Origin of the sequence: Nocardia sp. NPDC056564, assembly GCF_042793755.1 — a bacterium.
Taxonomy (GTDB): Bacteria; Actinomycetota; Actinomycetes; order Mycobacteriales; family Mycobacteriaceae; genus Nocardia.
This window is the reverse complement of record NZ_JBHTUR010000011.1, coordinates 180,215-204,226: the sequence shown is the minus strand read 5'-3', so window position 1 is coordinate 204,226 and position 24,012 is coordinate 180,215. Positions and strand designations below refer to the sequence as shown.

Below are 24,012 nucleotides of genomic sequence, written 5' to 3'. Positions count from 1 at the left end.
CCCGCTGAGCTGACCACGGGTGGTCACCGGATTCCGGTGGCCACCCGTTCCGCGTATCGGGTCAGCCGAGGACGTCGGTGGCCACGTGGTCGTCGCCGCAATGCTCGGCCAGCACCGCGATGCCGATCGAGTTCTCCGTGCGCAACGGCAGGATCTCGCGATACGCCGGCGAGTCGTACCAGCCGCGTGCCGCAGCCGAATCCGGGAACTCGATCACGATGACGTTGCCGTCCGCAGGCCCCTCCAGCACGGTCTGCTTGCCGCCGTGCACGATGAACCGCCCGCCGAACGGCGCCAAGGTCGCGTCGATCCGGCGCAGGTACTCGACGATTTCGGCGTTGACGTCGACGTTGTGCAGATGGGCGATCGCGTACGCGGGCATCGTGGACTCCTGAGCAGTTGTTCCGTTGGCGCTGTTCATCTTTCCGGCTCGGCGTAGCGAAAGCGATTACCTGCCAGGTAATCCCGCGGACGCGAAAGGGCGGCCATCCGGAAACCGGATGACCGCCCTTTCGGCGAATCATTCAGCTCAGCTGAGCCGCTCGATGACCATCGCCATGCCCTGGCCGCCGCCGACGCACATGGTCTCCAGACCGAACTGCTTGTCGTAGGTCTGCAGGTTGTTGATCAAGGTGGTGGTGATGCGCGCGCCGGTCATGCCGAACGGGTGGCCGAGCGCGATGGCGCCGCCGGAGACGTTCAGCTTGTCCTCGTCGATCTTCAGCTCGCGGGCCGAGCCGAGCACCTGCACCGCGAACGCCTCGTTGATCTCGACCAGGTCGATGTCGTCGATCGACTTGCCCGCCAGCGCGAGCGCGCGCTTGCACGCCTCGATCGGGCCGAGGCCCATGATCTCCGGGGACAGGCCGGAGACGCCGGTGGACACGATGCGGGCCAGCGGGGTCAGGCCGAGTTCCTTGGCCTTGGTGTCGCTCATGATGACCAGCGCGGCGGCGCCGTCGTTGAGCGGACAGCAGTTGCCCGCGGTGACCGTGCCGTCCGGGCGGAAGACCGGCTTCAGCTTGCTGACCGCCTCGTAGGTGACCCCGGCGCGCGGGCCGTCGTCCTTGGACACCACGGAGCCGTCGGGCAGCGTGACCGGGGTGATCTCGCGCTCGAAGAAACCGTTCTTGATCGCTTCCTCGGCCCGGTTCTGCGACCGGACGCCCCAGCGGTCCTGCTCCTCGCGGGTGATGCCGGTGAAGCCGGCCACGTTCTCCGCGGTCTGGCCCATCGCGATGTAGGCGTCCGGGATCAGGCCGTCCTCGCGCGGATCGTGCCAGACGCCCGCGCCGCCCTCGGCGGCCTTCGCGGTGCGCGCCTGCGCCTCGGCGAAGAGCTCGTTCTGCGTGTTCGGCCAGCTGTCGGCGGAGCCGTTCTTGTACCGGGACACGGTCTCGACGCCCGCGGAGATGAACGCGTGACCCTCGCCGGCCTTGATCGCGTGGAAGGCCATCCGGGTGGACTGCAACGACGACGCGCAGTAGCGGTGCACGGTGGTGCCGGGCACGAAGTCGTAGCCGAGCTGGACCGCGACGATCCTGGCCATGTTGAAGCCGGACTCGCCACCGGGGGAACCGCAGCCGAGGATCAGATCATCGATCTGGGCGGGGTCCAGGGCGGGCACCTTGTCGAGCGCCGCGCGGACGATCTGGGTGGTCAAATCGTCGGGCCGCATGTCGACCAGCGATCCTTTGGCCGCCCGGCCGATAGGGGAGCGGGCGGTCGAGACGATGACAGCCTCAGGCATGAGGACTCCTTTGTCGTAAGGAACGTGCGAACCGCTGTTGTTACTCGCGGGTTCTTACCGAATCTACGTCCCGTCCCGGAGCACGGGAAGGCGGGGTCACCTCGGCCAAAGCCTCGAGCAGGACCGGAAGTAGTTGCGCGGCGGCCAATTCGTAGCCCGCGGCCGACGGATGGAAGCCGTCGGCGGAGAACAGCAGTTCGGGTTGCGCGCGGAACTCCGGCGCGAGCAGATAACCCATCGGCACCGGACGGCCGCCGGCCACCGCCGTGGCCGCCGTCTGGGCCTTGGCCAGCCGCACGCTCCAGTTGTGCACGACCGTGCGCAGCGGCTGCGGAATCGCGGTCACCGTGCCCAGATTCGGGCAGGTGCCGACCACGACCACGCTGTCGGCGGTGCGCAGCCGGGCGACCGCGGCGGCCAGCCTGCGCGCGGACGCGCGGACCGAGTGCTTCTTGGTGATGTCGTTGGCGCCGATCAGGATGACCGCGGCGTCCGGCGGCGGCCCGGCCACGAACATGGCGTCGACCTGACCGGACAGTCCCTTGGACGTGGCGCCGGAGATCGCCTTGGTGCTCAACCGGATTCGCTGCCCGGTAGCCACCGCCAGGCCGCGGGCCAGGCGCACGCCGGGCACCTCGTCGGCGACCAGGCAGCCGACCCCGGCCGCGGTGGAGTCACCGAAGATCATCAGGTGCAGATCCGCCTGCTTGCCGGAGCGCCAGCGCTCCGGAGCCAGGCAGCCCGCGGTGTATATGCCGTCCGCTTCAGGGGGTTTCGAGGTGTCGCGGCCGATGACGCCACGCGCCGCGCCGGCCTGCGCCATCAACAGTCGAGAGGTCACCCACCACGCGGCGCCGGTGCCCGAACCGGCCAGGACGGTTGCGGCACCGGTCACCGCGGCCGTACGCCAGCCGATGCGTGGTGCGTTCACGACTCCACCTCGCCGCCGCTCGGTTCCGCGGTGCGCCCAGGCGCGCTGTGTCCCTGGTTCGCTCGCTGACGCTCGCTCACATCAGAAATGTACCGACTTTACGCAGGCGGGGCAGCCGGAGCCGGAACGTCGAACCGGCCGTGCGCCGGGATACTCGCCGCGTCGGTGCTGATCGTGACCTCGACGTGGCCGGGGCCGGTGTCCTGGAACAGCGCGTACTGGACGCTGCCGTACAGGCCGGTGACGATGGTGTCCTCGTACCGGCCCACCGCGCCGGTGGTGGTGTTGCGCCAGTCCACCATCGTGTGCACCTCGCACAGCGGCGCCAGCGGATAGTCGCCGGGGCCGACGCCGATCACCGGCAGCGCACGCATGTTGAAGATGGCCCGGCCCGGCCACGCCGAACTGACATCTGCCCAGGTGCGAATGGTCGTCCCGCACCAGCCGCCGTAGGCGAGCGTCGGCACCTGAGGGAATTCGATGGTGACTGCGTTCGCCTGCGCGCCCGGTCCGACCAGCGCGGCCAGTGCCGCTCCGGCCAGAACAACGCCGGCCCTGGCGATGTTCGGCTGCTTCATGGTTCGGATCCTAAATGGGGGTTTGCTGGAATCCCGGTTTGTCCCGCCGGACGGGCTTGTGCGTGGCGTGCGCCAACTCACATCGGGTCCATCTGGAACTATGGGGCGCATGCGCATCGCCGACCATGTCGTGGACCTCATCGGCAATACGCCGCTGGTCCGGTTGAACTCTGTTGTAGGCCCGAACGCCGGACTGGTGGCGGCCAAGATCGAATACCTGAACCCGGGTGGTAGCTCCAAGGACCGGATCGCGGTGAAGATGATCGACGCCGCGGAGAAGTCCGGACAGCTACGCCCCGGTGGCACCATCGTCGAACCCACCTCCGGCAACACCGGCGTCGGTCTCGCCCTGGTCGCCCAGCAACGCGGCTACCACTGCGTTTTCGTCTGCCCGGACAAGGTCAGCGAGGACAAGCGCAACGTGCTGCGCGCGTACGGCGCCGAGGTCGTCGTGTGCCCGACCGCCGTCGCGCCGGAGGATCCGGCCAGCTACTACAGCGTGTCCAACCGTCTCGTCGGCGAGATCGACGGCGCGTGGAAGCCGGATCAGTACTCCAACCCGGGCGGCCCGGACAGCCACTACGAGACCACCGGCCCGGAGATCTGGCGCGACACCGAGGGCAAGGTCACCCACTTCGTCGCGGGCGTCGGCACCGGTGGCACCATCACCGGCGTCGGGCGCTACCTCAAGGAGGTGTCCGGCGGCAAGGTGAAGGTCATCGGCGCCGATCCCGAGGGCTCGGTGTATTCCGGTGGCACCGGACGGCCGTACCTGGTCGAGGGCGTCGGCGAGGACTTCTGGCCGTCGGCCTACGACCCGGCCATCCCGGACGAGATCATCGCCGTCTCCGACGCGGACTCCTTCGACATGACCCGCCGCCTGGCCCGCGAGGAGGGCCTGCTGGTCGGCGGCTCGTGCGGCATGGCCGTGGTCGCGGCCATCGAGGTCGCCAAGCGCGACCCGGACGCCGTGGTCGTGGTGCTGCTGCCCGACGGTGGCCGCGGCTACCTGTCCAAGATCTTCAACGATCAGTGGATGAGCTCCTACGGCTTCCTGCGCGAGCGGCTGGACGGCAGCATGGTCGAACCGCTGGTCGGCGACGTGCTGCGGGGCAAGTCCGGCGAGCTGCCCGACCTGGTGCACACCCATCCGTCGGAGACCCTGCGCGACGCGATCGAGATCCTGCGCGAATACGGCGTCTCGCAGATGCCCGTGGTCGGCGCGGAGCCGCCGGTGATGGCGGGCGAGGTCGCGGGCAGCGTCTCGGAGCGCGATCTGCTCTCGGCGGTGTTCGAAGGCCGTGCGCACCTGACGGATTCGGTCGGCAAGCACATGAGCCCGTCGTTCCCGCTGATCGGCGCGGGCGAGCCGATCTCCGCGGCGACCAAGGCGCTGTCGGACACCGACGCGTTGATGGTGGTCGAGGAGGGTAAGCCGGTCGGCGTCATCACCCGGCACGACCTGCTCGGCTTCCTGAGCATCGGCACGCTGGGCCACTGAGTCGCGCACGAGATCCGTTGTCGCGGAAGGCCGGTCGGGGTCCGGGAACTCGGGCCCCGGCTACGCGAGGCGGGCGCGCAGGGCCAGGGCGTCGCGCGGGGCCATGACCTTGGCGTCGTTGTCGAAATAGCAGTAGACGTCGTGGTCGGCGGACCAGGCGCGGATCTTGTCGGCCCACAGGTCGAGGCCCTCGTCGGTGTAGCCACTGACGTAGAGCTCGTCGTGGCCGTGCAGCCGGAGGTAGACGAAGTCCGCGGTGACCTCCTCGATCAACGGGAATTTGCCCGCGGCGTCGGCGATTACGAGGGCGATCCCGTGTTCGGTCAGCAGGTCGGTGAATTCCGGCGTGCCGAAGCTGGGGTGCCGGATCTCCAAGGCGTGCCGCAGCGGACGATCCGCGTCGGTGGTCGTATAGGCCGGATCCACCCGATGGTCATGTTGTTTCGCTATTTCCACGGCCTGCGTGGTGGTGCGCGGGAGGTGGCCGAAGAAGTCGGCCAGCACCTCCGGATCGAACGGGAAGTTGGGCGGTAGCTGCCAGAGGATCGGGCCCAATTTGGGCCCGAGGGCCAGCAGGCCGGAGGCGAGGAAGTTGGCCAGCAACTCGTCGCCGTCGCGCAGTCGCTTCATGTGGGTGATGAACCTGCTGCCCTTCACCGCGAACACGAAATCGTCCGGCGTCTGACCCGCCCAGTTCTGATAGCTCGACGGGCGTTGCAGCGCATAGAACGAGCCGTTGATCTCGACGCTGTTCAGCTGCTGCGACAGATAGGCGAGCTCACGCTTCTGCGTCACCCCCTTGGGGTAGAAGACGCCACGCCAGGGCGGGTACACCCACCCCGACGTGCCGATCCTGATCTCGCCCATCACTCCATCGTGGCAGTCAGGCGGACGCGCCGCCGGTTACCCGGGCACGCCGGAGCGTCGAGACCCGGCCGAACGCCCAGGCGACCACCAGCGCCGCGAGGAACGACAGCAGCGACGCGCTCATCCACGCCTGCTTGGTGAAGTGCAGCAGCTCCTGCACGTGCACCCAGAAGTCGGTCCACACACCGGCATCGCCCGGATTGATCAGCTGGTACACCGAGAGCCCGGCCAGCCAGGCGAGGATCATCCCCCAGCGCGGCGGGGCGTCATCGGCGGTGTTCCAGTCGCCCTTCGCGCGCAGGAAGAAGTCGGCGACGAGCACGCCGAGCAGCGGCACGAACACCGAGCCGATCAGCCCGAGGAAGCCGAAGTAGTTGGCCATGTTCAGCCGCAACGCCAGCACCGTGATCAGCACGCCCAGCCCGATCGACAGGATCCGCCGATCGATGCGCGGCGCCAGGTTCTGGATGGAGACGGCGGTGGAGTACACGTTGGCGAACGACTGGTCCGCCTCGCGCAGCACGAACACGAAGAAGAACAGGCCGCCCAGACTCACCTGGAGGAACGGCGAGTACTGGCCGTCTCCGGTCGCTCGGGCCAGCGCGAACAGGCCGAGCGTGTAGGCCACGATCTGGGTGACCGCGTAGGCCCCGCTGGCCGCGCCGAACGCCGACCCGGTGCTGCGCGAGTGCCGGGTGTAGTCCGCGGCCACCGGCACCCAGGAGATGGACACCGCCAGCGCCGCGTCGGTGGCGATCCAGAAGAGGTTCCAGTCGGCGCCGAACGGGCCGCTGCCGTGCGGGCCGGGATTGGCCGACAGATCGGGCAGCCCGGTGCGGAAGAACTGGATGTAGAACCAGATCAGCGCGATCACCACGCCGATCGTGACGAACCGGCGCAGCAGCCGCACCGAACCGAGCGGCCAGATGGTCAGCGCCGTGGTGAGCACGCCGGCGGCCACCACGTAGAGCCAGTGCGGACCGCCGCCGAACAGTTCGTCGGCCGCGTCGCCGATCACGATCAATTCGAAGGTGCCCCAGCCGATCAGCTGGGCGATGTTCAAAACGGTCGGCAGATAACTGAGTTTCGCGCCGAACAGGCCGCGCAGCAGGACCATCGCCGGCTTGCCGGTCTTCGCGCCGGGGATGGCTGCCAAGCCGAGCATCAGACCCCCGACGACCGTGCCGACGATCATCGCGAGGATGCCCGCCGAGATGGAAATCTGTGGCGCGCCGTCGGAATTCGGGGCCAGCACGGTGTACGCGCCGGAGAAGGCGATGAGGCTGACACCCAGGTTTGCCCAGAATGCGCTCTGGTCCCAGAAGGACAGCACCTTCGGGGCGGGCTCGTCGAGGGTGAAGGGGGCCTCGTGCCGTTCGGAGTTGTGCAGGGTCGATGAAGACATGCCCGAAACGCTCTTCCTACGCCGGCATTACCCGGACAGGTTCATGCGGTCGGCGAAGCGCTGGGGTCCGCCCTCTCAGCCCGGCCTTGCCCGAGCTCCCGCGGTGGGGGTGGTTCGGGCGAATAGTACACGTGGCGATTCGGCGGTCCGTGCGATTCGCGCTTCCGGGGCCGGTGAACCGCTGTGAACTGCAAGTTCGCTCGAATCGGTATGGTGGAAACCGGGCAGAGTACGAACCAACGCAGGGCTTGGGAAATGTCCGTTCTGAACTGGGGATTGGTGTCCTGCGGCCGGGATCACACCGGCCGTTAACCGCGATAACGGAGTTGTAACGGTCTGTTCACCGTCTAGGGCCAGGATCACGAGGTATGACTCGGAGGCAAGTGATCGGTTGGGTAGCTCTGCTTACCTCGGTGCTTGCCGGGGCCGAGTTGCTCGATCGGGTGAATTTTCCCGCGCCGCAGATGATTCTCGCGATCGTCGTCGGCGGCGCCCTCGCATTGGCCGGGAAATTGCCGGCGCCGATGCCCCGCCAGCTGTCGTGCGGCGTGCAGTCCATGCTCGGTGTGTTGATGGGCAGTTACCTGGAGATCTCGCTGCTGTCGAGCATCGGGCTGGCGTTGATTCCGGTGCTCGCGGTGACCGTGGCGACGCTGTTGATCAGCCTGCTGGTCGCGGTGGTGTTCGCCCGCTTCGCGCACGTCGAACTGCCGACCGCGACGCTCGGGCTGCTGGCCGGTGGTTCCGCGGCGGTGGTGGCGGTGGCCGACGATATGGACGCCGATCCGCGTCAGGTGGCGTTCATGCAGTACCTGCGGGTCGCGCTGGTCGCGGTCAGCGCGCCGGCCCTCGGCGCGCTGCTGAGCAACAGCGGCGGCGGGCTGAGCAACGAGAAGGTGACGCTCGGCGGCGCGGTGACCAATCCCGATCTGCCGTTCTGGATGATCGTCGGGCGCGGGGATCAGGTCGCCGGGTTGTCCATCGCGGTGATGCTGTGCGTCATCGGCACCAAGCTGGGCAGGCGGCTCGGGCTGCCCAGCCCGGCGCTGATCGGGCCGATGCTGATGACCGCGGTGCTGACCGCGCTGGGCGTCAGCCACGGGTACGCGCCGACGAACCTGTTCAAGGATCTGCTGTTCGTGCTCATCGGTTTCGAGGTCGGAACTCGCTTCACCCGGACCGTCGTCCGCGAGATGGCCAGGATGATTCCCGGCATGACGGTCACGATCGTCGCGTTGTCCGCGATCGTCGCCGGACTCGCCTTCGCGGTGGCTACCTTCGTCGATCTCGAGCTGTCCGACATCTACCTCGCCACCACGCCCGGCGGCATCAACGCGGTGCTGGCCACGGCCGAGTCGATGGACGCGAACTTGCCGCTCATCACGTGTGTGCAGAGCATGCGGCTGCTGCTGATGGTGTTGATGCTGCCGTTGCTCGCGAAGGCGATGCGCTGGTTCTCGGCGCGGCAGTTACAGCTGGCGCAGCCTGAGCTGGTGGCCTGACCCGGTCTGCGCGGACCCCCTGCCCCGCTACGCTTTTCGCACCGCGCCCACGATCAGATCCGTCCATTCGTCGGCCAACGCGGCGAGCCGATACCACGCCGCGTGCACCCGCAGGTCGGAGACCTTTTCGGCGGTGTGCAGCAGATGGCTGGCGTGCGCGTGTGCCGCGGCCATGCGATCGACGGTGGCGCCGAGCGAGCCGGTGCGCAGGTGCTCGGTGCAGCTGCGGCGCGGGAGCTGGGTCGCCACCCAGTTATCGATGGCGGCGACCAATTCGGCGCGGCGGCAGTCGATTCCGGCGGCGCCGAGCGGATTGCCCGGCCGCTGCCGGTGCAGCGTGGCCAACCGGCGGGCGAGGTCGATCAGCGGATGGTCGGTGTTCGGATCGCCGGCGCGGCTGCCGAAGGCGGCGACCAGTTCGCGTTGATCCGGCAATGAGGGGTCGGCTGACAAGGTCTTCATCGTGCACCTCCGGGTGACGTCAGGCGGGAGGCATTGCCCTGATGCCGAATCCGAGACAAGAGTGCGCCGCTTACTTCGGCGTGTCGGTGACATCGAGATGGCACCGCGATGACAGGTCGTAACAATCTTCTCCTCATGGCGTGGGCCGGGTTGTGAGGAAGACCGACCAGTCGCGGGTGGCCGGAGTAGAGAGTACGTCCCCGCGCGTCGGATCGTGGTGCGGTCGCGCCGAAAGTCGCAATGTGGCAAATTGTCTGCAAATAAGCGATTCGAGTTATGTGGCCAGGGTATAACCGGCCTTGAAGCAGCCTCGGCAACCGCCATGGCGTAATCGGATAGCGAAGGGATGGGCATGTACACCTCCAGTTTGGCTATCGATTTCCAGAAGGGGTTCTCGGACGCGTGGAGCTCGGTGGCCACGTTCGTCCCCAAGCTGGCCGGATTCATCGTCATCTTGCTCATCGGCTGGATCGTCGCGAAGGTCGTCTCGACGATCGTGGACAAGGTGCTCGACCGGCTCGGATTCGACCGCCTGGTCGAGCGCGGCGGCCTCAAGCAGATGATGTCGCGCAGCCGCTACGACGCGTCCGATCTGCTGGCGAAGCTGGCCTACTACGCGATCCTGCTGATCGCCCTGCAACTCGGATTCGGCGTGTTCGGGCCGAACCCGGTGAGCGATCTGCTCGACGGCATCGTGTCCTGGCTGCCCAAGGCCGCGGTCGCCATCATCATCGTGGTGATCGCCGGTGCGATCGCGTCCGCGGTGCGTGACCTGGTCGGCAACATGCTCGGCGGGCTGTCCTACGGCGCGATGATCGGCCGGATCGCCGCGGTGTTCATCTGGGGCGTCGGCATCGTGGCCGCGCTGAACCAGATCGGCGTGGCCATGTCGGTCACCATGCCGATCCTGATCACCGTGCTCGCCACCATCGGCGGCATCCTGGTGGTCGGTGTCGGCGGCGGCATGGTCCGGCCGATGCAGCAGCGCTGGGAGGGCTGGCTGAGCGGCCTGGAAGAGGAGATGCCCGCAGTCAAGGGGCATGCGGAGGCGTACTCGCGCGGTCGTGAGGACGCCTCGCGTGAGCAGCTATGGATGGATCAGCAGGCCGCCCGCGGCCAGGGTCAGCACGCGCAGCAGTGGGATCAGGGCGCGATGCAGGGCGGCGGCTCGTACGAGCAGTCCGGTGAGTACATGGGCTACCGCGATCCGGGCGAGCGCCGCTGAGCGCACTCGGCACAACGCGTCCGCCGTGGGCTGCTGCCTACGGCGGACGCGTTTTTTGTCAAGGGTTCAGGCGAACTGCTGCGCGGAGTGCAGGCACACGCCGGCCAGGCGCAACTGGAGCCAGTCGGCGTTCGCCCAGCTGCCGAGGTCGCTCGGCGCGGCACCGGTCATGCCGTGCTCGGCCGCGGCCTCGCGCACGTGATCGAGGAGCCCGCGGGCGTAACCCGCCAGCAGCACGCTCATCGGCACCCGCGCGGCGCCCTCGACGCCGAGTTCGAGGATGTCGCGCACGGCCGCCGCGTGCTGGTCCAGCGCCGCCGACAGGGCGGGCAGCTCCGCCGCCGCGGCCAGCGCGGGCATCCCGTGCGTCTTGTGCAGGCGGGTCAAAATCTTGCGTGCCGACACTTCGAGCAACGCGGGGCCGAGCAAAAACATGTTCCTATGCTAGCAATCGGCGAGTCTTTATAGAACTGTGACGCTTCACCCAGTCTGTTTTGTCGGAAACGCGGATTCCAGCAAATTGTCCGCATCGAAAAGACTTGGGGGAGAATCAGTTCGCCGGTTGATAGTGACAAACACGACCGAACGGTATGGATCGAGTTACCGTCCGCCGGCGAACTGTTCTCTCGACGGCCGCCGGTTACCGGAAGGCGTTGGCGTCGGTCAGTGCGCGACCGAGCACCAGCTGATGCACCTCGGCCGTGCCCTCGTAGGTGAGCACCGACTCCAGGTTGTTCGCGTGCCGCAGCACCGGATAGTCCAGCGTGATGCCGTTCGCCCCGAGGATGGTGCGGCACTCCCGGGCGATCTTGATGGCCTCCCTGGTGCTGTTCAACTTCCCCGCGCTCACCTGCTCGGGCGTCACCGTGCCCCGATCCTTCAGCCGGCCCAGGTGCAGCGCGAGCAGCTGCCCCTTGCCGAACTCCAGCGCCATGTCCGCCAGCTTCGCCTGGGTCAGCTGATATCCGGCCAGCGGCTTGTCGAACACCTCGCGGGTGCGCGCGTATTCGATGGTCGAGGCCAGGCAGTCGCGGGCCGCGCCGAGCGCGCCGAAGACGATCCCGAACCGCGCCTCGCTCAGGCAGCCCAGCGGCGAGGCCAGGCCGCGCGACTCGGGCAGCACCGCGTCGGCGGGCAGCCGGACGTCGTCGAGGTCCAGTTCGGCGGTCACCGAGGCGCGCAGCGACAGCTTGCGATGCATCTCGCGCGCGCTGAACCCCGGCGTCCCGGTGGGCACCAGGAAGCCGCGGATGACCTGCTTGCCCTCGTCCTCGGTCTGCGCCCAGACCACCGCGACATCGGCCACCGAGCCGTTGGTGATCCACATCTTCGAGCCGTTGAGCACCCAGTCGGTGCCGTCGTGCTTGGCCCTGGTCCGCATGCCGCCGGGGTTGGAGCCGAAGTCGGGTTCGGTGAGCCCGAAGCAGCCGAGCGCGCGGCCGGCCGCCAGCTCCGGCAGCCACTGCTGCTTCTGCTCCTCCGAGCCGTACTTGTGGATCGCGGTCATCGCCAGCGATCCCTGCACCGACACCATGCTGCGCACGCCGGAGTCGACCGCCTCCAGCTCCTGGCAGGCCAGGCCGTACATCGTCGCCGACATGCCCGCGCAGCCGTAACCCTCGAGATGCATGCCGAGCAGCCCGACCTCGCCCAGCTGCGGCGCGAGTTCGCGAGCCGGGAAGGTGCCCTCCTCGAACCAGTCCGCGATGTGCGGTCGCAAGCGTTGATTCGCGAAGGTCGCGACGGCATCGCGGATCTCGCGCTCATCGTCGGACAGCAGGGAGTCGATCGCGAACAGTTCTTCCACAGTCACCATGGGCTAAGCGTAAATGGGAAGGGTGCCGGTGAGATCGGGGTCTGGTGAGGTTCTCGGGAGAAAATTTCCGGCCTACACGTCCTAGCTGCGTAACTAGATCGGTGCTGGGTCGGATTCGTGCGCAGAACGTCGACGCGACCCGACCAGGGGGTTGCTCGGAAATCGCCCCTGATTAGGCTGAGGTCATGAGTGAGCTGGGGTTCTCCACTAGGGCCGTGCACGCGGGATTCGATCCCGATCCGCAGACCGGCGCGGTCAACGTGCCCATCTACGCGAGTTCGACGTTCGCCCAGGACGGGGTGGGCGGCCTGCGCGGCGGTTTCGAGTACGCGCGCACCGGCAACCCGACCAGGTCCGCGCTGGAAGCGAACCTCGCCGCGCTCGAATCCGGCACCTACGGCCGGGCGTTCGCGTCCGGCATGGCCGCCACCGACTGTGCCATTCGCGCCACCTTGCGTCCCGGTGATCACATCGTCATCCCGGACGACGCGTACGGCGGCACCTTCCGGCTGATCGACAAGGTGTTCAGCCAGTGGGGCATCGAGCACTCGCCGGCGCACGTGTTCGACGTGGACGAGATGCGCGCGGCGATCCGGCCGAACACCAAGCTGGTGTGGGTCGAGACCCCGACCAACCCGCTGCTGAGCATCGGCGACATCCCGGCGCTGGCCGACATCGCGCACGGCGCGGGCGCGAAGCTGGTGGTGGACAACACCTTCGCCACCCCGTACCTGCAGCAGCCGCTGCTGCTCGGCGCCGACATCGTCACCCACTCGACCACCAAGTACCTTGGCGGGCACTCCGACGTGGTCGGCGGCGCGCTGATCACCAACGACCCCGAACTCGACGCGGCGTTCGCGTTCCTGCAGAACGGTGCGGGCGCGGTGCCCGGCCCGTTCGACGCCTTCCTCACCCTGCGCGGCACCAAGACCCTCGCGGTGCGGATGGATCGGCACTGCGACAACGCCGAGACCCTGGCCGAGTTCCTGACCCGGCATCCGGCCATCTCCCAGGTGATCTACCCGGGCCTGCCGGAGCATCCGGGCCACGCGGTCGCCGCGAAGCAGATGCGCCGGTTCGGCGGCATGATCTCGGTGCGGCTGCACGGCGGGCCGGACGCGGCTCGCGACCTCTGCTCGCGCACCAAGGTTTTCACCCTCGCCGAGTCGCTGGGCGGGGTGGAATCGCTGATCGAGCACCCGGCCGCCATGACGCACGCGTCCACCGAGGGATCCGTGCTCGAGGTGCCCGCGGATCTGGTCCGGCTCTCGGTCGGCATCGAGGACGCCGCCGACCTGCTCGCCGACCTCGAACAGGCACTGAGCTAGGGTCCGCAGCATGACGAAACGGCCGCACCGGGGATTCGGGTGCGGCCGTTCGTGTCTCAGGGGAACAGGTCGGCCGGGGCGCGCTGCCGGTGGCTACGCGACACCGCGGCCGGACCGGTCAGCTGTGGTAGGGCTCCGCGCTGACCAGCGTGACCTTCATCGTCTTGCCGTTGGGCAGCGTGTACTCACGGGTGTCGCCGACCTTGGCGTCGATGAGCGCGCCGCCGAGCGGGGACGCCGGCGAGTAGGTCTCCAGCTTGGAATCGTTCAGGCCCTCTTCGCGGGTGGCGATGAGGAAGGTTTCGGTATCGGACTCGTCGCCGTCGTAGTAGACCTTGACGACCGAACCGGGGAGCGCGACACCGGACTTGGTCGGCGCGACGCCGACCTTGGCGTTGTTCAGCAGCTCCTGCAGCTGGCGGATGCGCGCCTCCTGCTGACCCTGCTCTTCGCGCGCGGCGTGGTATCCGCCGTTCTCCTTGAGGTCGCCCTCTTCACGGCGTTCGTTGATCTCGGCAGCGATAACGGGACGATTGGCAATGAGCGCATCGAGTTCGCCCTTGAGCCTGTCGTGCGACTCCGGGGTCAGCCAAGTCACTTGCGTCTCAGTCATCTCGATCACTCCCTAGTAGTTGTTCCCGGCAGGCCGGGATTCCCTGATAACTGCCGCGGTACCCACCCGTGGGGCGGGCACGCACCAGTCGACGGCTAGAGCGATCCTGAAGTTCATCGAACCCCGACAGACCCTGGTTCCGGGCAAAGCTCGTAATCCGGAACAGATAGCGCTGGCCGCCAATGCAGCAAACACGGCTCCGAACCCCGGAACCGTGTATCAGGCCATTTTAGCATGAATCACAAACGTGCAGGTCGGAGTTAATTTCGAGGACAATCGCTGCGGCAAAAGCGGCAAATCACCCTGCTCGGAGATAGCTGGGGACCTGCCCGCTGCAACCGTAGATACTGCTCGACGCCGCCCGCGCGGACGTCTTGACCGTGGTGGTCTGTTCGATCGTGCCGCTGGTAGACGGCTCGATCAGCACCTCGCGGCGGCCCACCTCGACGCTGTCCCTGGCCATCGCGCGGACGAAGCAGACGGCGGGCTGTGCGGGATCTTTGCGGGTGACCTTGATCCGGACGGTCATCGTCGAGTCGTCGACCACGGTGTAGCCGAGTTGCTCGGACTCCAGGTCTTTGGGGCCGTACTTCTGGTAGCCGATGAAGGCCACGCCGCAGCCGAGCAACACCACGACGATGCCGAGGACCAGCGGCAGCCTGCGGCGCGGCACCGGCGGCTTGGTTCCGTACCGGTCGGTCGGCCTTTGGGGTGTGACGGGAGCCGGGGCGTCGCTTCGATCGGTCACAAGGTCGCTCCCGGGGGGCACGTCGGAACAAATGTCGGTCGAATGGAACTATAGGGAACGAAGACCAGACACCCGCGAGCGAGAGCGATGGTGAACAAGACGTGAGTGGCCTTCGCCTCATGGCGGTGCATGCCCACCCCGACGACGAATCCAGCAAGGGTGCCGCGACGACCGCCCGGTACGCCGACGAGGGACACGACGTCCTGATCGTGACGCTGACCGGCGGCGAACGTGGCAGCATCCTGAACCCCGCGATGGACACCCCCGGCGTCCTGGACCGGATCAACGAGATCCGGCGCGAGGAGATGGCCGCCGCGGCGCGTGCCCTCGGCGTGCGCCAGCATTGGCTCGGCTTCGTCGATTCCGGCCTGCCGGAGGGCGATCCGCTGCCGCCGCTGCCCGAGGGCAGCTTCGCGACGGTGCCGCTGGAGGAGGCCACCGAGGCACTCGTGCGGGTGGTGCGCGAGTTCCGCCCGCACGTGATGACCACCTACGACGAGCTGGGCGGCTATCCGCACCCGGATCACATCCGCTGCCACGAGGTATCGGTCGCCGCCTACGAGGCGGCCGGCGATCCCGAGCGGTTCCCCGACGCGGGACCGCCGTGGACGCCGCTGAAGCTGTACTACGACCACGGTTTCACCGCCCGGCGGATGGAGGTCTTCGCCGAGGAGTACGAGCGGATGGGCGAGCCGTTCCCGTTGCAGGAGTGGCTGGACCGGATGCGCAAGTACGTCCCTGAGCGCGGCGACGTGTTCTCCCGGGTCACCACGCAGATCGAGTGCGCCAAGTACTTCCCGCAGCGGGACGACGCCCTGCGCGCGCACGCCACCCAGATCGACCCGAACGGCGCGTTCTTCGCCATCCCGCTGGAGCTGCAGCAGCGGCTCTGGCCGACCGAGGAGTTCGAGCTGGCCAAGACCAGGGTCAAGACGGCGCTGCCGGAGACCGACCTGTTCGCCGGCATCGAGGACGAGCACCGGTGATGCTGGCTCTGCTCGCCCAAGCCCCCGGTGGCACCCCGACCGGGCCGGAGTTCGGCAAGGCGTCTCCGCTCGGCCTGGTCATCATCCTGATCCTGCTCGCGGGCACCGTGCTGCTGGTCCGCTCGATGAACAAGCATCTGAAGAAGCTGCCCGCCACCTTCGAACCGGAACACCCGGAACCGGACCAGGAGGCCGACGAGGGGACCGAGCGCGGCATCACCACCCGGCAGGACGACGCCGAGCCGGAGAGCCGCGCCGACCAGACCTGACGTTCGGATCAGTTGGGGCCCAGCAGATCCCAGCGATTGCCCGCGATATCGAGAAATACCGCGACCCGGCCGTAGGGCTCTTGCCTTGGCGCCGTGACGAATTCGACGCCGCGCGCCACCATCCGGTGGAACGCGGCGTCGAAATCGTCGACCTGGAGGAAGAATCCGACGCGACCCGCCGTCTGGTTGCCGACCGCCGCTGACTGTCGGGCACCGTCCGCACGGGCCAGCAGCAGGCCGGTCTGCGCGCCGGGCGGGCGGACGACGACCCAGCGTTTCGGACGGCCGTCGTTGGTCCGTGCGGGCGCGTCCTCGATCAGGTCGAAGCCGAGCGCTTCGGTGAAGAAGGCGATCGCCTGGTCGTAGTCCTCGACGACGAGCGTGCAGAGATCGATGCGCATGCGCACGGATGGTAGGCGACATGCGGCATTGCCGGCCGAAGTCCAGGTGAATGTGGGAATGTCCGAATTTCGGTCGGCGGTAACAGGTTTAAACAACAGCTGAACTGGATAACGAAATTGCTACAGCTGTAGTGTGATCGAAACCGATTGTCAGCTTCACCTCGCTGCATAGCCCGCTCTACGGTCACAACGCCGCTGACGCAACAGTTTTCAAACGTTGCGTGGCGGCCGTTGCATGCGCACCGGGCGCATTGCACACTGTAGCGAGATGTATTCGGCTAGCGCAGCCGCTTAATCCAACGGCCACCGAGAAGCACACTGCTGGCAACCTAATTCGCCGCGAGCAGCTTTCGCAACGGCCTCCGTATGTCGCCCGCCTGTGTTACCAATTCAGCCAGACCGCTCGACCGAAGGAAGCTCATGGACAACGTGATCGGACAGATCGACCGTGCACTCGATGCGACGAGCGTGATCGTCGCGGCTTTGGACGACAGCTCCATGACCGCGCCGACGCCCTGCCGGGAGTGGGATGTGCGTGCCGTGCTGAATCACACGGTGGGCAACATGCACATCTTCGCGGCCGCGCTGAGCGGTACGGATTCCGGCGCCGATCACGAATCCGACTGGCTCGGCGGCGATCCGCAGGGCGCGTACGCGGCGGCGGCGGAGGTGGACCGGGCGGCCTGGCATCGGCTCGACGCCCTGGAGAACACCGTGCACATTCCGCTGGGCGAGTTGCCCGCCGCGGTGGCGGCGCTTGTGCATCTCACCGAATTGGTTGTGCACGGTGTCGATCTCGCGGTCGCCATCGGCAGGCCGGATCTGGCCGACGACGCGTTGTGCGGCGAACTTCTCGCCACCATGCAGGCCGGGGGCGGCATCGACCGGTTCCGCGCCCCCGGCATCTTCGACGCCGAGGTGTTCGTCGAGGCGGACGAGCCCGGTCATCGCCGGTTGCTCGGCTACGTCGGCCGCGAAGTGCTGGCGCGGACCCCGTAGCGCGCTACCGGATCCGTACCACGGTCGAGGCCGCGAGAAGCAGCAGTTCGCGCGCCGCGGCCTGCTCGTAGGCGAGCCGGCCACCGTGGTTGCGGTGCAAGGCATGTTGCTCGGCATGTACCGGTGACGTCGCCGCGCTGATATCCCGGGCTGCGTCGTCTTTCGGACGTGCGATGGTGAATTTGCGCATGGCAATAACGCCCTTTCAAAAGATGCAGGTATATCGGCCCGATTTCGACAGCGCCCACCGTATTTCGGGCACCCGAAAAGAAACGGGCGCCGCGCACCGTGGGTGCGTGTCCGTGCGCGCCGGAGTTCTGGATGGGCAACGGATTCCATTCCACCGTTGCCCGTGCACCGAGCGCTTGCGAACTGTATCCGGTCGAATTCGACCGGCGCATCCTATTTTTCGGCGACCCGGCGAACGGGGGCGCGCAGGACGGTCTTCGTTGTCGCGGGTCCCGCACCGGGAGAGTCGAGCGGCGATCCGTGTGGCAGCTTGGAGACGTGGACGAGATCTTCCGGGACGCGGGGGTGCGGGGCTGGGTGCATGCGCGGTGTTTCGACTGCGGTGCGGAGTCCGGGTCGGGCGCCGACGAGCCGGTGGTGCTCGCCTCGGTGGTGAAGGTGCCGTTGGTGCTCGAATTCGCCAGGCAGGTGGCGGCCGGACAGCTGGATCCGGCCGATCGGGTGCGGGCCGCGGGCGCGGATCGGCTCGGCGGGGTCGGCACGGCGGGCTGTTACGACGATGTCGACCTGAGCCTCCGGGACGCGGCGTTCTTCGCGCTCACGGTGAGCGACAACACCGCCGCCGATCTGCTGTTCGACCGGGTCGGCATCGACAATGTGCGCTCGCTGGTACGTGAACTGGGCCTCGACGCCACCCGGATCGTCGGCTCGCCGCGGCACATCGTGCAGAGCATGGCCGAGGACATCGGCGCGCGGGATGCGGCCGAGTTCGCCGAGCGGTTTCCGGCGCTCACCGCCGCCGAGATTCTCGGCACCCGCGCGCTGGACCCGCTTCGGACCACCGCGAGCACGCCGCGGCAGATGACCCGGTTGCTCACGCTCATCGGGCAGGATCTCGCGGGCCCCGCCGAGGCGTGCGGCTGGGTGCGCGATCTCATGCGCCAGCAGGTGAATTGGCATCGGCTCGCGGGTGCGTTCCCGCCGCAGGTGCGGGTGTGGGCCAAGACCGGCACCCTGCCCGGAGTGCGCAACGAAATCGGTGTGCTGGAGTATCCGGACGGAAGTCGTTATGCCGTAGCGGTATTCACCAGGGTCCCGGCTCTCGAACAACGACTGCCCGAGGTGGATCGCGCGATCGGCGCCGCCGCCACGCTCGCGATCGACCGAATCGATCACGGCCTGCCGTACACCACGTTCCACGGTCGGTGCGGCGCGGCCTGAACCGATGCCGGCCGAGATGTGCCGTCGCCCTGTACGACTCGCACGATCAGCTCGGCGAGTTCGGGTACCAGTGGATGCGGTGCGTGGGCAGGCCAGGCGAGCGAGAGCCGCCAGTTCAAGGTGCCTTCCGGGAGCGGCCGCCAGACGACCCGCGGTTCCTTCTGCGCCACCATGCCCTGATCGAAGGCCACGCCGCGGCCGGAAAGCACCATGCCGAGCACGAATTCGGGGTTTCGGGCGTGCTGCACCCTGGTCGGTTTGAAGCCGTGTTCCCAGCAGGTGCGCAGTGTCGAGTCGTAGAGTCCGGGCGCGGCGGCCCGCGGGAATATCACCAGTCCGAGTCCGGCCAGCTCGGCGAGTGTGAGCGAAGAACGCACGGCCAGTGGCGAATCGCGGGGGAGCACCACGCCGACCGGGGTGTCCACGGCGGGACCCAGTTCGAGGCCGACGACGTCGACCGGATGTTGCAGCAGCCCGGCGTCGAGCTGCCGGTCGGCGAGTAGGCGGACCTGTTCGGCGGTGGTCAGCTCCTGGAGGTCCACGCGCACCTCGCGGCTCTCGAACGCGGTGAGGATCGCGGCGAGCACCCGTCCCGCCAGTTCGGGCGGCACGCCGACCCGCACCGCGTCCATCTCGCCGCGATGCGCCTTGCCGACCAGCGAGGTCGCGCGCTCCCAGCGGGCAAGCAGATCGCGGGACTCGGCGAGCAGGATCTGACCCGCCTCGGTCAGCTCGACCCGGCGGCTGTCCCGGTCGAACAGCCGGGCGCCGAGGTCGTTTTCCAGCTTGCGAATGCGCTGACTCAGCGGCGGCTGGGCGATGCCGAGGCGCTCGGCGGCCCGCCCGAAATGAAGTTCTTCGGCCACGGCAACGAAGTACCGCAGCTGACGCAGCATGTCCACGCTGCGACGATACCGTTTTCGATATCGCCGAGCGGGCGTGCCGGTCTTGGACAGCGGGATCGCGAGTGTGCTGGCATGCCTGCATGACAGGTTTCGGACGGCGGAAATTCTTCGGGGTGACCGCGGGCGCGGCGGTGCTCGCGGGCGTAGTGGCATGTGGCGGAACGGAATCCGTGCCACCGGCGGCCGACGCGCCGGCCCCGGCGCCCGGCGGCCTGACCCTGCGCTGGTGGGGCAACAACAGCTGGGAGATCCGGTTGCCGGGCGGCAAGACGGTGCTGATCGACCCCTGGCTGACCAGGTTCCATACCGGAACCTATACCGCCGCGGGCGCCGATCCGGACACTCCGCTCACGGTCGATACCGCCCTGCTCGACCGCTATCTGGACAGCGGCGAACTGCGCGCCGACCACATCCTGGTCACCCACGGTCACTACGACCACCTGACCGATGTGCCGTACCTGGCGAAGAAGACCGGCGCGACCGTGCTCGGCACCGAGACCCACCTGAATCTGCTGGCCGCGCTCGGCGCACCCGAGGAGCAGCTCTCGATCACCACCGGCGGCGAGCAACTGCGCTTCGACGGCTACACCATTCGCGCCCTGCGTTCGCTGCATTCGGTCTCCGGGTCGCGGGCCGAGGTGGCCTTCGCCGGCACCCGCCCCGGACTCGGCGCGGGAAAGTTACCGGAGCCCAAGGTGATTCGCGATCTGGTCGAGGGCGGCACGCTGGCCTACGCGGTGAGCGGCGGCGGGACGAGCGTGCTGAACTTCGGCGGCTCCAACTACATCGAGTCCGAGCTGGCCGGTCTGCGCCCGGACGTGCTGCTGTTGCCCGCGGGCGGCGGCAAGATCACCGACTACGTCGCGCGGTTGCTCCGCGTGACCGGGCATCCGCGCTACGTAATTCCCACGCACTGGGACGATTTCGACTATCCGCTCGCCGAGCCCGCCCGCGACTGGGGTGGTCTCGAAGCGCTGCGCACGGCGGTCGCGCAAGCCAGCCCCACCAGCAAGTTCATCACCGTCGACCACCTACAGACCGTTACCCCCTGAGGCCCGCGGGTAGACGCCGTGCCCCGAAAAGTACTGCTGGTGCGTCGGCCGAGATCCCTCCAGACTGACCGGCAACCGCAACCGAAGGAGATCGAACGTGAAGTCATTCGCAGTCGCAGCCGGAATCGTTGCGGCAACCCTCACCGCGCTAGCGCCTACCACCACGGCCGCCCCCGAAGAGATCGCGATCATCAACGGCATCGTCTACCAGGACTCGTATCACAACCTCGATGGCTGCATAAAGGTCGGCCCGATGGATATCGCCGTGGAGAACTACACGACCGCCCGCACCGCGTACATCTACGCGTCCGACAACTGCACCGGCGCCCCCGTGGCCACCGTGGTGCCGGGCGCCAAAGGCGGCGCCTACGGCACCACGGTCGACTTCAAGAAGCCCGCCGGCGGCGGCAGCTTCGGGCAATGAGCGGCTGACGCGCCGCCCGGCGACGGGCTCGCGCGCTCGGCCGACGATCAGTACGGCGTCCGGCATCGTCCGGGCAACTTCACCGCAGCTCTGACGTTTTGCTGATTCGTTCCAGAAAGCCTAGGTTAGTGGCCATGCTGTACGGCCGTGTGGGTGAAGAACGGCAGATCAGCACACTTTTGGCAGCGGCACGTGAGGGCCGCAGCGCCGCGCTGGCGCTGGTCGCCGAACCCGGTGCGGGCAAAACCGCGTTGCTGGACCGGGCCGCGGAGCTGGTGGACCCGGACTGGCAGGTGCTGCGCTGCGCCGGCGTCGAGGCCGAATCCGAATTCCTGTTCGCCGGTTTGCAGAGCCTGCTGGCCTCGGCCCTTGGCACCCGCCGCGCCTCGATCGTCGACGCGTTACCCGAGCCGCAACGCGACGCGCTGTGCAGCGCGATCGGCCTGACCTCGGCCGCCTATCCGGCCGATCCGTACGTCGTCGGCCTGGCCACGCTGTCCCTGCTCGCCGAGCTGTCGGCGCAGGGGCCGGTGCTGTGCCTGGTCGATGACTGTCAGTGGCTCGACCAAGCCTCGGTCGAGGCGCTCCGCTTCGCGGCGCGGCGGCTCGACGCCGAGGGCGTCGTCATGCTGTTCGCGGGCCGCACCGAGACCGTCGCGGTAGGGGTGCCGCAATTGCGTCCCGCGCCGCTGGACTCGGCGACCGCCGGCGCCCTGCTCGCCGATCGCTGGCCCGCGCTGACCATCGAGGCGCGCGAGCGGATCCTGGCTGAGGCGTGCGGGAATCCGTTGGCGCTGCTCGAATTGCCGACCATGGACCTCGACGCCCTGCCGGTCGGCCCGCTGCGGTTGCCGGACCGGCTGGAGTCCGGCTACCGGCGCCAGATCGCCGAGCAATCCGCGGCGGCCCGCACCGCGATGCTGGTGGTAGCCGCGGAGGAGTCCGGTGCGCTGAGCCTGGTGTTGTCGGTACTGGCCGACCTGGGATTGCCCGCGGCGGCCCTCGCCGAGACGGAACGCTCCGGCCTGGTGACCGTCGCCGACCGGTCGGTCAGCTTCCGGCACCCGCTGCAACGCGCGGCCGCCTACCACAGTGCGTCGTTCACCGAGCGTCTCGCCGTGCACGCCGCGATCGCCGCCGCACTCGCCGACGATCCGGATCGCCGCGCCTGGCATCTCGCGGCCGCGACCCCCGGACAGGACGAAAATGCCGCCGCCGCACTGGAATCGGTCGCCGAACGCGCGCGCGAACGCGCCGGATACGCGGCCGCCTCCACCGCGGTGGAGCGTGCCGCCCGGCTGAGCGCGGACCGATCCGCGCGGACGCGCCGCCTGGTGCTCGCCGCCGAGTGGGCGGCCGAGGCGGGACGTACCGATCGCGCGCTGCGCCTGGCGCACGAAGCGGAGCGACTGCCGCTGGCCCCGGTGGAACGGGCCAGGCTCGGCGCCGCGCGCGCCCTGATCGAATTCGAGTACGGTTCGCTGCGCACGGCGCGGGACCTGCTGATGGTGGCCGCCAAGGACGCCGCCGCGACGGAACCGACCCGCGCCGCGGCCATGCTGGTCGATGCGAGCCGGGCCTCCTGGACCATGGGCGAACTCGCCGCGGTGCAGTCCTCCCGCGAGAGACTCGCGGAGCTGGTCGAGCGCGACGCCCAGTTGGCGCCGATGCTCGCCGCGCTCGACGGCGTGATCGGCCTGTGTACCGGTGAGCTCGAGGCGACCATCGGCTCGATTCGCGAGACGGTGACCCACAGCAGGCACATTCCGGCCGAGTTGCCCTCGCTCAAGCTGGCTTTCGCGGCGCAGGCGATGCTCATCGGCGACGTCGTCAACGGGCGCGACATCCTCACGGACCTGATCGGGGGCCTCCGCGATCGGGGCATGCTCGGCTGGTTCTCCGCCGCCAGCGCGTCGCTCGGCACGGCCGAGTTGATGCTCGGCCGGCTCCGGGAGGCCGACACCGCCTCGAATCAGGCCTTGCGGATCGCCACCGACATCGGTCAGCCGAGCCGGATGGCGCATGCCGAGGCCAACCTCGCGCTCATCGCCGCCATCCGCGGTGACGAGCAGCGGTGCCGCGAACTCGCCGAACGCGGCCTGCGCGGCTCGCCGGGCGACTACAACTTCATCGATGTCACGCACTGCGAGTGGGCGCTCGCGGTGCTCGACCTCGGGTACGGGCGCAACGAATCGGCGCTGGACCGGCTGGAGGCCCACTATCAGATCCCGAATCGGGTGCGCGGGCACTGGATTCACCTGTTGCGCGATCTGGTCGAGGCGGCGGCCCGGCTGCGGCGGCCCGATCGCGCGGCGCGGGCGATGGCCGAGATCGAGCACTGGTCGGCCGCGTTGCGGGTGCCGTTCGCCGAGGCGATCGCGTTGCGCGGCCGGGCGATGCTGCACGGCGACGAGTCCGCCTATGTGACCGCGATGACGCTGCAAGCCGGTGCGGGCCTCTGGTACGACCACGCCCGGACGGGCCTGGTGTACGGCGAGTTCCTGCGGCGTGAGCGGCGCCCGGGCGAGGCCCGTACCCAACTGCGCACAGCGATGGAGACCTTCGATCGCCTCGGTGCCGCGCCCTGGGCGCACCGTGCGCGCACCGAACTGCGCGCCGCCGGGGAAGGCGCGCTGCCCGAAACCGCCGCCGCGCTGACCGCGACGCTGACCCCGCAGGAACTCCAGGTGGTCCGGCTGGCCGCGGCGGGCGCCACCAACCGGGAGATCGGTGCGCGGGTGTTCCTCAGCCCGAAAACGGTCGCGCACCACCTCTATCGCGCCTTCCCGAAGCTGGGCATCGCGAGCCGCGTGGAGCTCGCGCGGCTCGATCTCGACTGA

General features: G+C 68.4%; 25 protein-coding genes and 1 riboswitch. Of the genes, 11 read left to right on the top strand and 14 right to left on the bottom strand.

Annotated features, from left to right (window positions below):
- Positions 1-61: 61 nt before the first annotated feature.
- The 4 genes from ACFQ9K_RS26410 to ACFQ9K_RS26395 all read right to left on the bottom strand — a co-directional run bounded on the left by ACFQ9K_RS26410 (position 62) and on the right by ACFQ9K_RS26395 (position 3,259).
- Entirely contained in the window at positions 62-382 is a 321-nt protein-coding gene (locus tag ACFQ9K_RS26410; protein ID WP_378713877.1) for a DUF1330 domain-containing protein, read from the bottom strand.
- Between the two features lie 147 nt (positions 383-529).
- Positions 530-1,750 carry an acetyl-CoA C-acetyltransferase gene (locus ACFQ9K_RS26405; protein WP_378713879.1) on the bottom strand — a complete coding sequence of 407 codons (1,221 nt, stop codon included), beginning with the start codon at positions 1,748-1,750 and terminating at the stop codon, positions 530-532.
- A gap of 40 nt (positions 1,751-1,790) precedes the next feature.
- Positions 1,791-2,681 carry an SGNH/GDSL hydrolase family protein gene (locus tag ACFQ9K_RS26400; RefSeq protein WP_378713881.1) on the bottom strand — a complete coding sequence of 297 codons (891 nt, stop codon included), beginning with the start codon at positions 2,679-2,681 and terminating at the stop codon, positions 1,791-1,793.
- A gap of 98 nt (positions 2,682-2,779) precedes the next feature.
- On the bottom strand, positions 2,780-3,259 hold the full coding sequence (locus tag ACFQ9K_RS26395; RefSeq protein ID WP_378713882.1) for a hypothetical protein: 480 nt from the start codon (positions 3,257-3,259) through the stop codon (positions 2,780-2,782).
- 109 nt (positions 3,260-3,368) lie between these two features.
- Here ACFQ9K_RS26395 and ACFQ9K_RS26390 point away from each other — a divergent pair, with 109 nt between their 5' ends.
- Positions 3,369-4,760, top strand: a complete 1,392-nt coding sequence (locus ACFQ9K_RS26390; protein WP_378713884.1) for a cystathionine beta-synthase — start codon at positions 3,369-3,371, stop codon at positions 4,758-4,760.
- Between the two features lie 60 nt (positions 4,761-4,820).
- Here the strand turns inward: ACFQ9K_RS26390 and ACFQ9K_RS26385 are convergent, their stop codons facing one another.
- Both ACFQ9K_RS26385 and ACFQ9K_RS26380 read right to left on the bottom strand, forming a co-directional pair.
- Entirely contained in the window at positions 4,821-5,627 is an 807-nt protein-coding gene (locus ACFQ9K_RS26385; RefSeq protein ID WP_378713886.1) for a DUF72 domain-containing protein, read from the bottom strand.
- A 16-nt stretch (positions 5,628-5,643) separates the two neighbouring features.
- Positions 5,644-7,032: a purine-cytosine permease family protein gene (locus tag ACFQ9K_RS26380; RefSeq protein WP_378713888.1), complete on the bottom strand. Its 1,389-nt coding sequence runs from the start codon at positions 7,030-7,032 to the stop codon at positions 5,644-5,646.
- A riboswitch (TPP riboswitch) is annotated at positions 7,029-7,144 on the bottom strand. Its footprint overlaps the gene before it by 4 nt.
- Before the next feature lie 256 nt (positions 7,145-7,400).
- Between ACFQ9K_RS26380 and ACFQ9K_RS26375 the strand changes: the two genes are divergently transcribed.
- Entirely contained in the window at positions 7,401-8,534 is a 1,134-nt protein-coding gene (locus ACFQ9K_RS26375; protein ID WP_378713890.1) for an AbrB family transcriptional regulator, read from the top strand.
- A 27-nt stretch (positions 8,535-8,561) separates the two neighbouring features.
- Here ACFQ9K_RS26375 and ACFQ9K_RS26370 read toward each other — a convergent pair whose 3' ends face one another.
- Positions 8,562-8,996 (bottom strand): DUF4254 domain-containing protein, encoded by a 435-nt coding sequence (locus tag ACFQ9K_RS26370; protein WP_378713892.1) that lies wholly within the window; start codon positions 8,994-8,996, stop codon positions 8,562-8,564.
- A 352-nt stretch (positions 8,997-9,348) separates the two neighbouring features.
- On the opposite strand from ACFQ9K_RS26370, the gene ACFQ9K_RS26365 reads away from it, so the two are divergent.
- Positions 9,349-10,221, top strand: a complete 873-nt coding sequence (locus ACFQ9K_RS26365) for a hypothetical protein (protein ID WP_378713893.1) — start codon at positions 9,349-9,351, stop codon at positions 10,219-10,221.
- Between the two features lie 66 nt (positions 10,222-10,287).
- Here the strand turns inward: ACFQ9K_RS26365 and ACFQ9K_RS26360 are convergent, their stop codons facing one another.
- Entirely contained in the window at positions 10,288-10,656 is a 369-nt protein-coding gene (locus ACFQ9K_RS26360; protein WP_378713895.1) for a DUF6401 family natural product biosynthesis protein, read from the bottom strand.
- Positions 10,657-10,861: 205 nt separating this feature from the next.
- Positions 10,862-12,037 (bottom strand): acyl-CoA dehydrogenase family protein, encoded by a 1,176-nt coding sequence (locus tag ACFQ9K_RS26355; RefSeq protein ID WP_378713897.1) that lies wholly within the window; start codon positions 12,035-12,037, stop codon positions 10,862-10,864.
- A gap of 185 nt (positions 12,038-12,222) precedes the next feature.
- Here ACFQ9K_RS26355 and ACFQ9K_RS26350 point away from each other — a divergent pair, with 185 nt between their 5' ends.
- Positions 12,223-13,365, top strand: a complete 1,143-nt coding sequence (locus ACFQ9K_RS26350) for a cystathionine gamma-synthase (RefSeq protein ID WP_378713900.1) — start codon at positions 12,223-12,225, stop codon at positions 13,363-13,365.
- A gap of 118 nt (positions 13,366-13,483) precedes the next feature.
- On the opposite strand, the gene greA is transcribed toward ACFQ9K_RS26350, so the two are convergent.
- Together greA and ACFQ9K_RS26340 are read right to left on the bottom strand one after the other, a co-directional pair.
- Positions 13,484-13,978 (bottom strand): transcription elongation factor GreA, encoded by a 495-nt coding sequence (gene greA / locus ACFQ9K_RS26345; protein WP_040738717.1) that lies wholly within the window; start codon positions 13,976-13,978, stop codon positions 13,484-13,486.
- Between the two features lie 298 nt (positions 13,979-14,276).
- A complete protein-coding gene (locus ACFQ9K_RS26340; protein WP_378713902.1) occupies positions 14,277-14,726 on the bottom strand; it encodes a DUF4307 domain-containing protein in 450 nt (149 codons plus the stop codon).
- Positions 14,727-14,845: 119 nt separating this feature from the next.
- Between ACFQ9K_RS26340 and mca the strand changes: the two genes are divergently transcribed.
- Together mca and ACFQ9K_RS26330 are read left to right on the top strand one after the other, a co-directional pair.
- A complete protein-coding gene (gene mca / locus ACFQ9K_RS26335) occupies positions 14,846-15,712 on the top strand; it encodes a mycothiol conjugate amidase Mca (RefSeq protein ID WP_378713926.1) in 867 nt (288 codons plus the stop codon).
- Positions 15,712-15,981, top strand: coding sequence for a hypothetical protein (locus tag ACFQ9K_RS26330; protein ID WP_378713927.1), 270 nt, complete (start codon positions 15,712-15,714; stop codon positions 15,979-15,981). The genes mca and ACFQ9K_RS26330 overlap by 1 nt, the downstream gene beginning before the upstream one ends.
- A gap of 8 nt (positions 15,982-15,989) precedes the next feature.
- Here the strand turns inward: ACFQ9K_RS26330 and ACFQ9K_RS26325 are convergent, their stop codons facing one another.
- A complete protein-coding gene (locus ACFQ9K_RS26325) occupies positions 15,990-16,382 on the bottom strand; it encodes a VOC family protein (protein WP_378713903.1) in 393 nt (130 codons plus the stop codon).
- 420 nt (positions 16,383-16,802) lie between these two features.
- Between ACFQ9K_RS26325 and ACFQ9K_RS26320 the strand changes: the two genes are divergently transcribed.
- Positions 16,803-17,381 (top strand): TIGR03086 family metal-binding protein, encoded by a 579-nt coding sequence (locus ACFQ9K_RS26320; RefSeq protein ID WP_378713905.1) that lies wholly within the window; start codon positions 16,803-16,805, stop codon positions 17,379-17,381.
- Between the two features lie 4 nt (positions 17,382-17,385).
- On the opposite strand, the gene ACFQ9K_RS26315 is transcribed toward ACFQ9K_RS26320, so the two are convergent.
- The gene (locus ACFQ9K_RS26315) at positions 17,386-17,571 is read right to left on the bottom strand and encodes a hypothetical protein (protein WP_378713907.1); all 186 of its coding nucleotides are present in this window, start codon (positions 17,569-17,571) and stop codon (positions 17,386-17,388) included.
- A 317-nt stretch (positions 17,572-17,888) separates the two neighbouring features.
- On the opposite strand from ACFQ9K_RS26315, the gene ACFQ9K_RS26310 reads away from it, so the two are divergent.
- Entirely contained in the window at positions 17,889-18,791 is a 903-nt protein-coding gene (locus ACFQ9K_RS26310; protein ID WP_378713909.1) for a serine hydrolase, read from the top strand.
- Here ACFQ9K_RS26310 and ACFQ9K_RS26305 read toward each other — a convergent pair.
- Positions 18,743-19,687, bottom strand: coding sequence for a LysR substrate-binding domain-containing protein (locus ACFQ9K_RS26305; protein WP_378713929.1), 945 nt, complete (start codon positions 19,685-19,687; stop codon positions 18,743-18,745). The two genes, ACFQ9K_RS26310 and ACFQ9K_RS26305, sit on opposite strands and share 49 nt — an antisense overlap.
- A gap of 89 nt (positions 19,688-19,776) precedes the next feature.
- On the opposite strand from ACFQ9K_RS26305, the gene ACFQ9K_RS26300 reads away from it, so the two are divergent.
- From ACFQ9K_RS26300 to ACFQ9K_RS26290, 3 genes are all read left to right on the top strand, one after another.
- Positions 19,777-20,748, top strand: coding sequence for an MBL fold metallo-hydrolase (locus tag ACFQ9K_RS26300; protein ID WP_378713910.1), 972 nt, complete (start codon positions 19,777-19,779; stop codon positions 20,746-20,748).
- A 97-nt stretch (positions 20,749-20,845) separates the two neighbouring features.
- The gene (locus ACFQ9K_RS26295; protein WP_378983719.1) at positions 20,846-21,172 is read left to right on the top strand and encodes a hypothetical protein; all 327 of its coding nucleotides are present in this window, start codon (positions 20,846-20,848) and stop codon (positions 21,170-21,172) included.
- 134 nt (positions 21,173-21,306) lie between these two features.
- The gene (locus tag ACFQ9K_RS26290; protein WP_378725298.1) at positions 21,307-24,012 is read left to right on the top strand and encodes an AAA family ATPase; all 2,706 of its coding nucleotides are present in this window, start codon (positions 21,307-21,309) and stop codon (positions 24,010-24,012) included.

Excerpts from the sequence above, each read along its gene's own strand:
- ACFQ9K_RS26305 (WP_378713929.1), bottom strand. The coding sequence starts at position 19,687 with ATGCTGCGTCAGCTGCGGTACTTCGTTGCCGTGGCCGAAGAACTTCAT.
- ACFQ9K_RS26375 (WP_378713890.1), top strand. The coding sequence starts at position 7,401 with ATGACTCGGAGGCAAGTGATCGGTTGGGTAGCTCTGCTTACCTCGGTG.
- ACFQ9K_RS26360 (WP_378713895.1), bottom strand. The coding sequence starts at position 10,656 with ATGTTTTTGCTCGGCCCCGCGTTGCTCGAAGTGTCGGCACGCAAGATT.
- ACFQ9K_RS26395 (WP_378713882.1), bottom strand. The coding sequence starts at position 3,259 with ATGAAGCAGCCGAACATCGCCAGGGCCGGCGTTGTTCTGGCCGGAGCG.
- ACFQ9K_RS26320 (WP_378713905.1), top strand. The coding sequence starts at position 16,803 with ATGGACAACGTGATCGGACAGATCGACCGTGCACTCGATGCGACGAGC.
- ACFQ9K_RS26315 (WP_378713907.1), bottom strand. The coding sequence starts at position 17,571 with ATGCGCAAATTCACCATCGCACGTCCGAAAGACGACGCAGCCCGGGAT.
- ACFQ9K_RS26370 (WP_378713892.1), bottom strand. The coding sequence starts at position 8,996 with ATGAAGACCTTGTCAGCCGACCCCTCATTGCCGGATCAACGCGAACTG.
- mca (WP_378713926.1), top strand. The coding sequence starts at position 14,846 with ATGGCGGTGCATGCCCACCCCGACGACGAATCCAGCAAGGGTGCCGCG.
- ACFQ9K_RS26290 (WP_378725298.1), top strand. The coding sequence starts at position 21,307 with ATGCTGTACGGCCGTGTGGGTGAAGAACGGCAGATCAGCACACTTTTG.
- ACFQ9K_RS26325 (WP_378713903.1), bottom strand. The coding sequence starts at position 16,382 with ATGCGCATCGATCTCTGCACGCTCGTCGTCGAGGACTACGACCAGGCG.
- ACFQ9K_RS26300 (WP_378713910.1), top strand. The coding sequence starts at position 19,777 with ATGACAGGTTTCGGACGGCGGAAATTCTTCGGGGTGACCGCGGGCGCG.
- ACFQ9K_RS26410 (WP_378713877.1), bottom strand. The coding sequence starts at position 382 with ATGCCCGCGTACGCGATCGCCCATCTGCACAACGTCGACGTCAACGCC.
- ACFQ9K_RS26365 (WP_378713893.1), top strand. The coding sequence starts at position 9,349 with ATGTACACCTCCAGTTTGGCTATCGATTTCCAGAAGGGGTTCTCGGAC.
- ACFQ9K_RS26350 (WP_378713900.1), top strand. The coding sequence starts at position 12,223 with ATGAGTGAGCTGGGGTTCTCCACTAGGGCCGTGCACGCGGGATTCGAT.
- ACFQ9K_RS26380 (WP_378713888.1), bottom strand. The coding sequence starts at position 7,032 with ATGTCTTCATCGACCCTGCACAACTCCGAACGGCACGAGGCCCCCTTC.
- ACFQ9K_RS26390 (WP_378713884.1), top strand. The coding sequence starts at position 3,369 with ATGCGCATCGCCGACCATGTCGTGGACCTCATCGGCAATACGCCGCTG.
- greA (WP_040738717.1), bottom strand. The coding sequence starts at position 13,978 with ATGACTGAGACGCAAGTGACTTGGCTGACCCCGGAGTCGCACGACAGG.
- ACFQ9K_RS26385 (WP_378713886.1), bottom strand. The coding sequence starts at position 5,627 with ATGGGCGAGATCAGGATCGGCACGTCGGGGTGGGTGTACCCGCCCTGG.
- ACFQ9K_RS26330 (WP_378713927.1), top strand. The coding sequence starts at position 15,712 with ATGCTGGCTCTGCTCGCCCAAGCCCCCGGTGGCACCCCGACCGGGCCG.
- ACFQ9K_RS26355 (WP_378713897.1), bottom strand. The coding sequence starts at position 12,037 with ATGGTGACTGTGGAAGAACTGTTCGCGATCGACTCCCTGCTGTCCGAC.
- ACFQ9K_RS26405 (WP_378713879.1), bottom strand. The coding sequence starts at position 1,750 with ATGCCTGAGGCTGTCATCGTCTCGACCGCCCGCTCCCCTATCGGCCGG.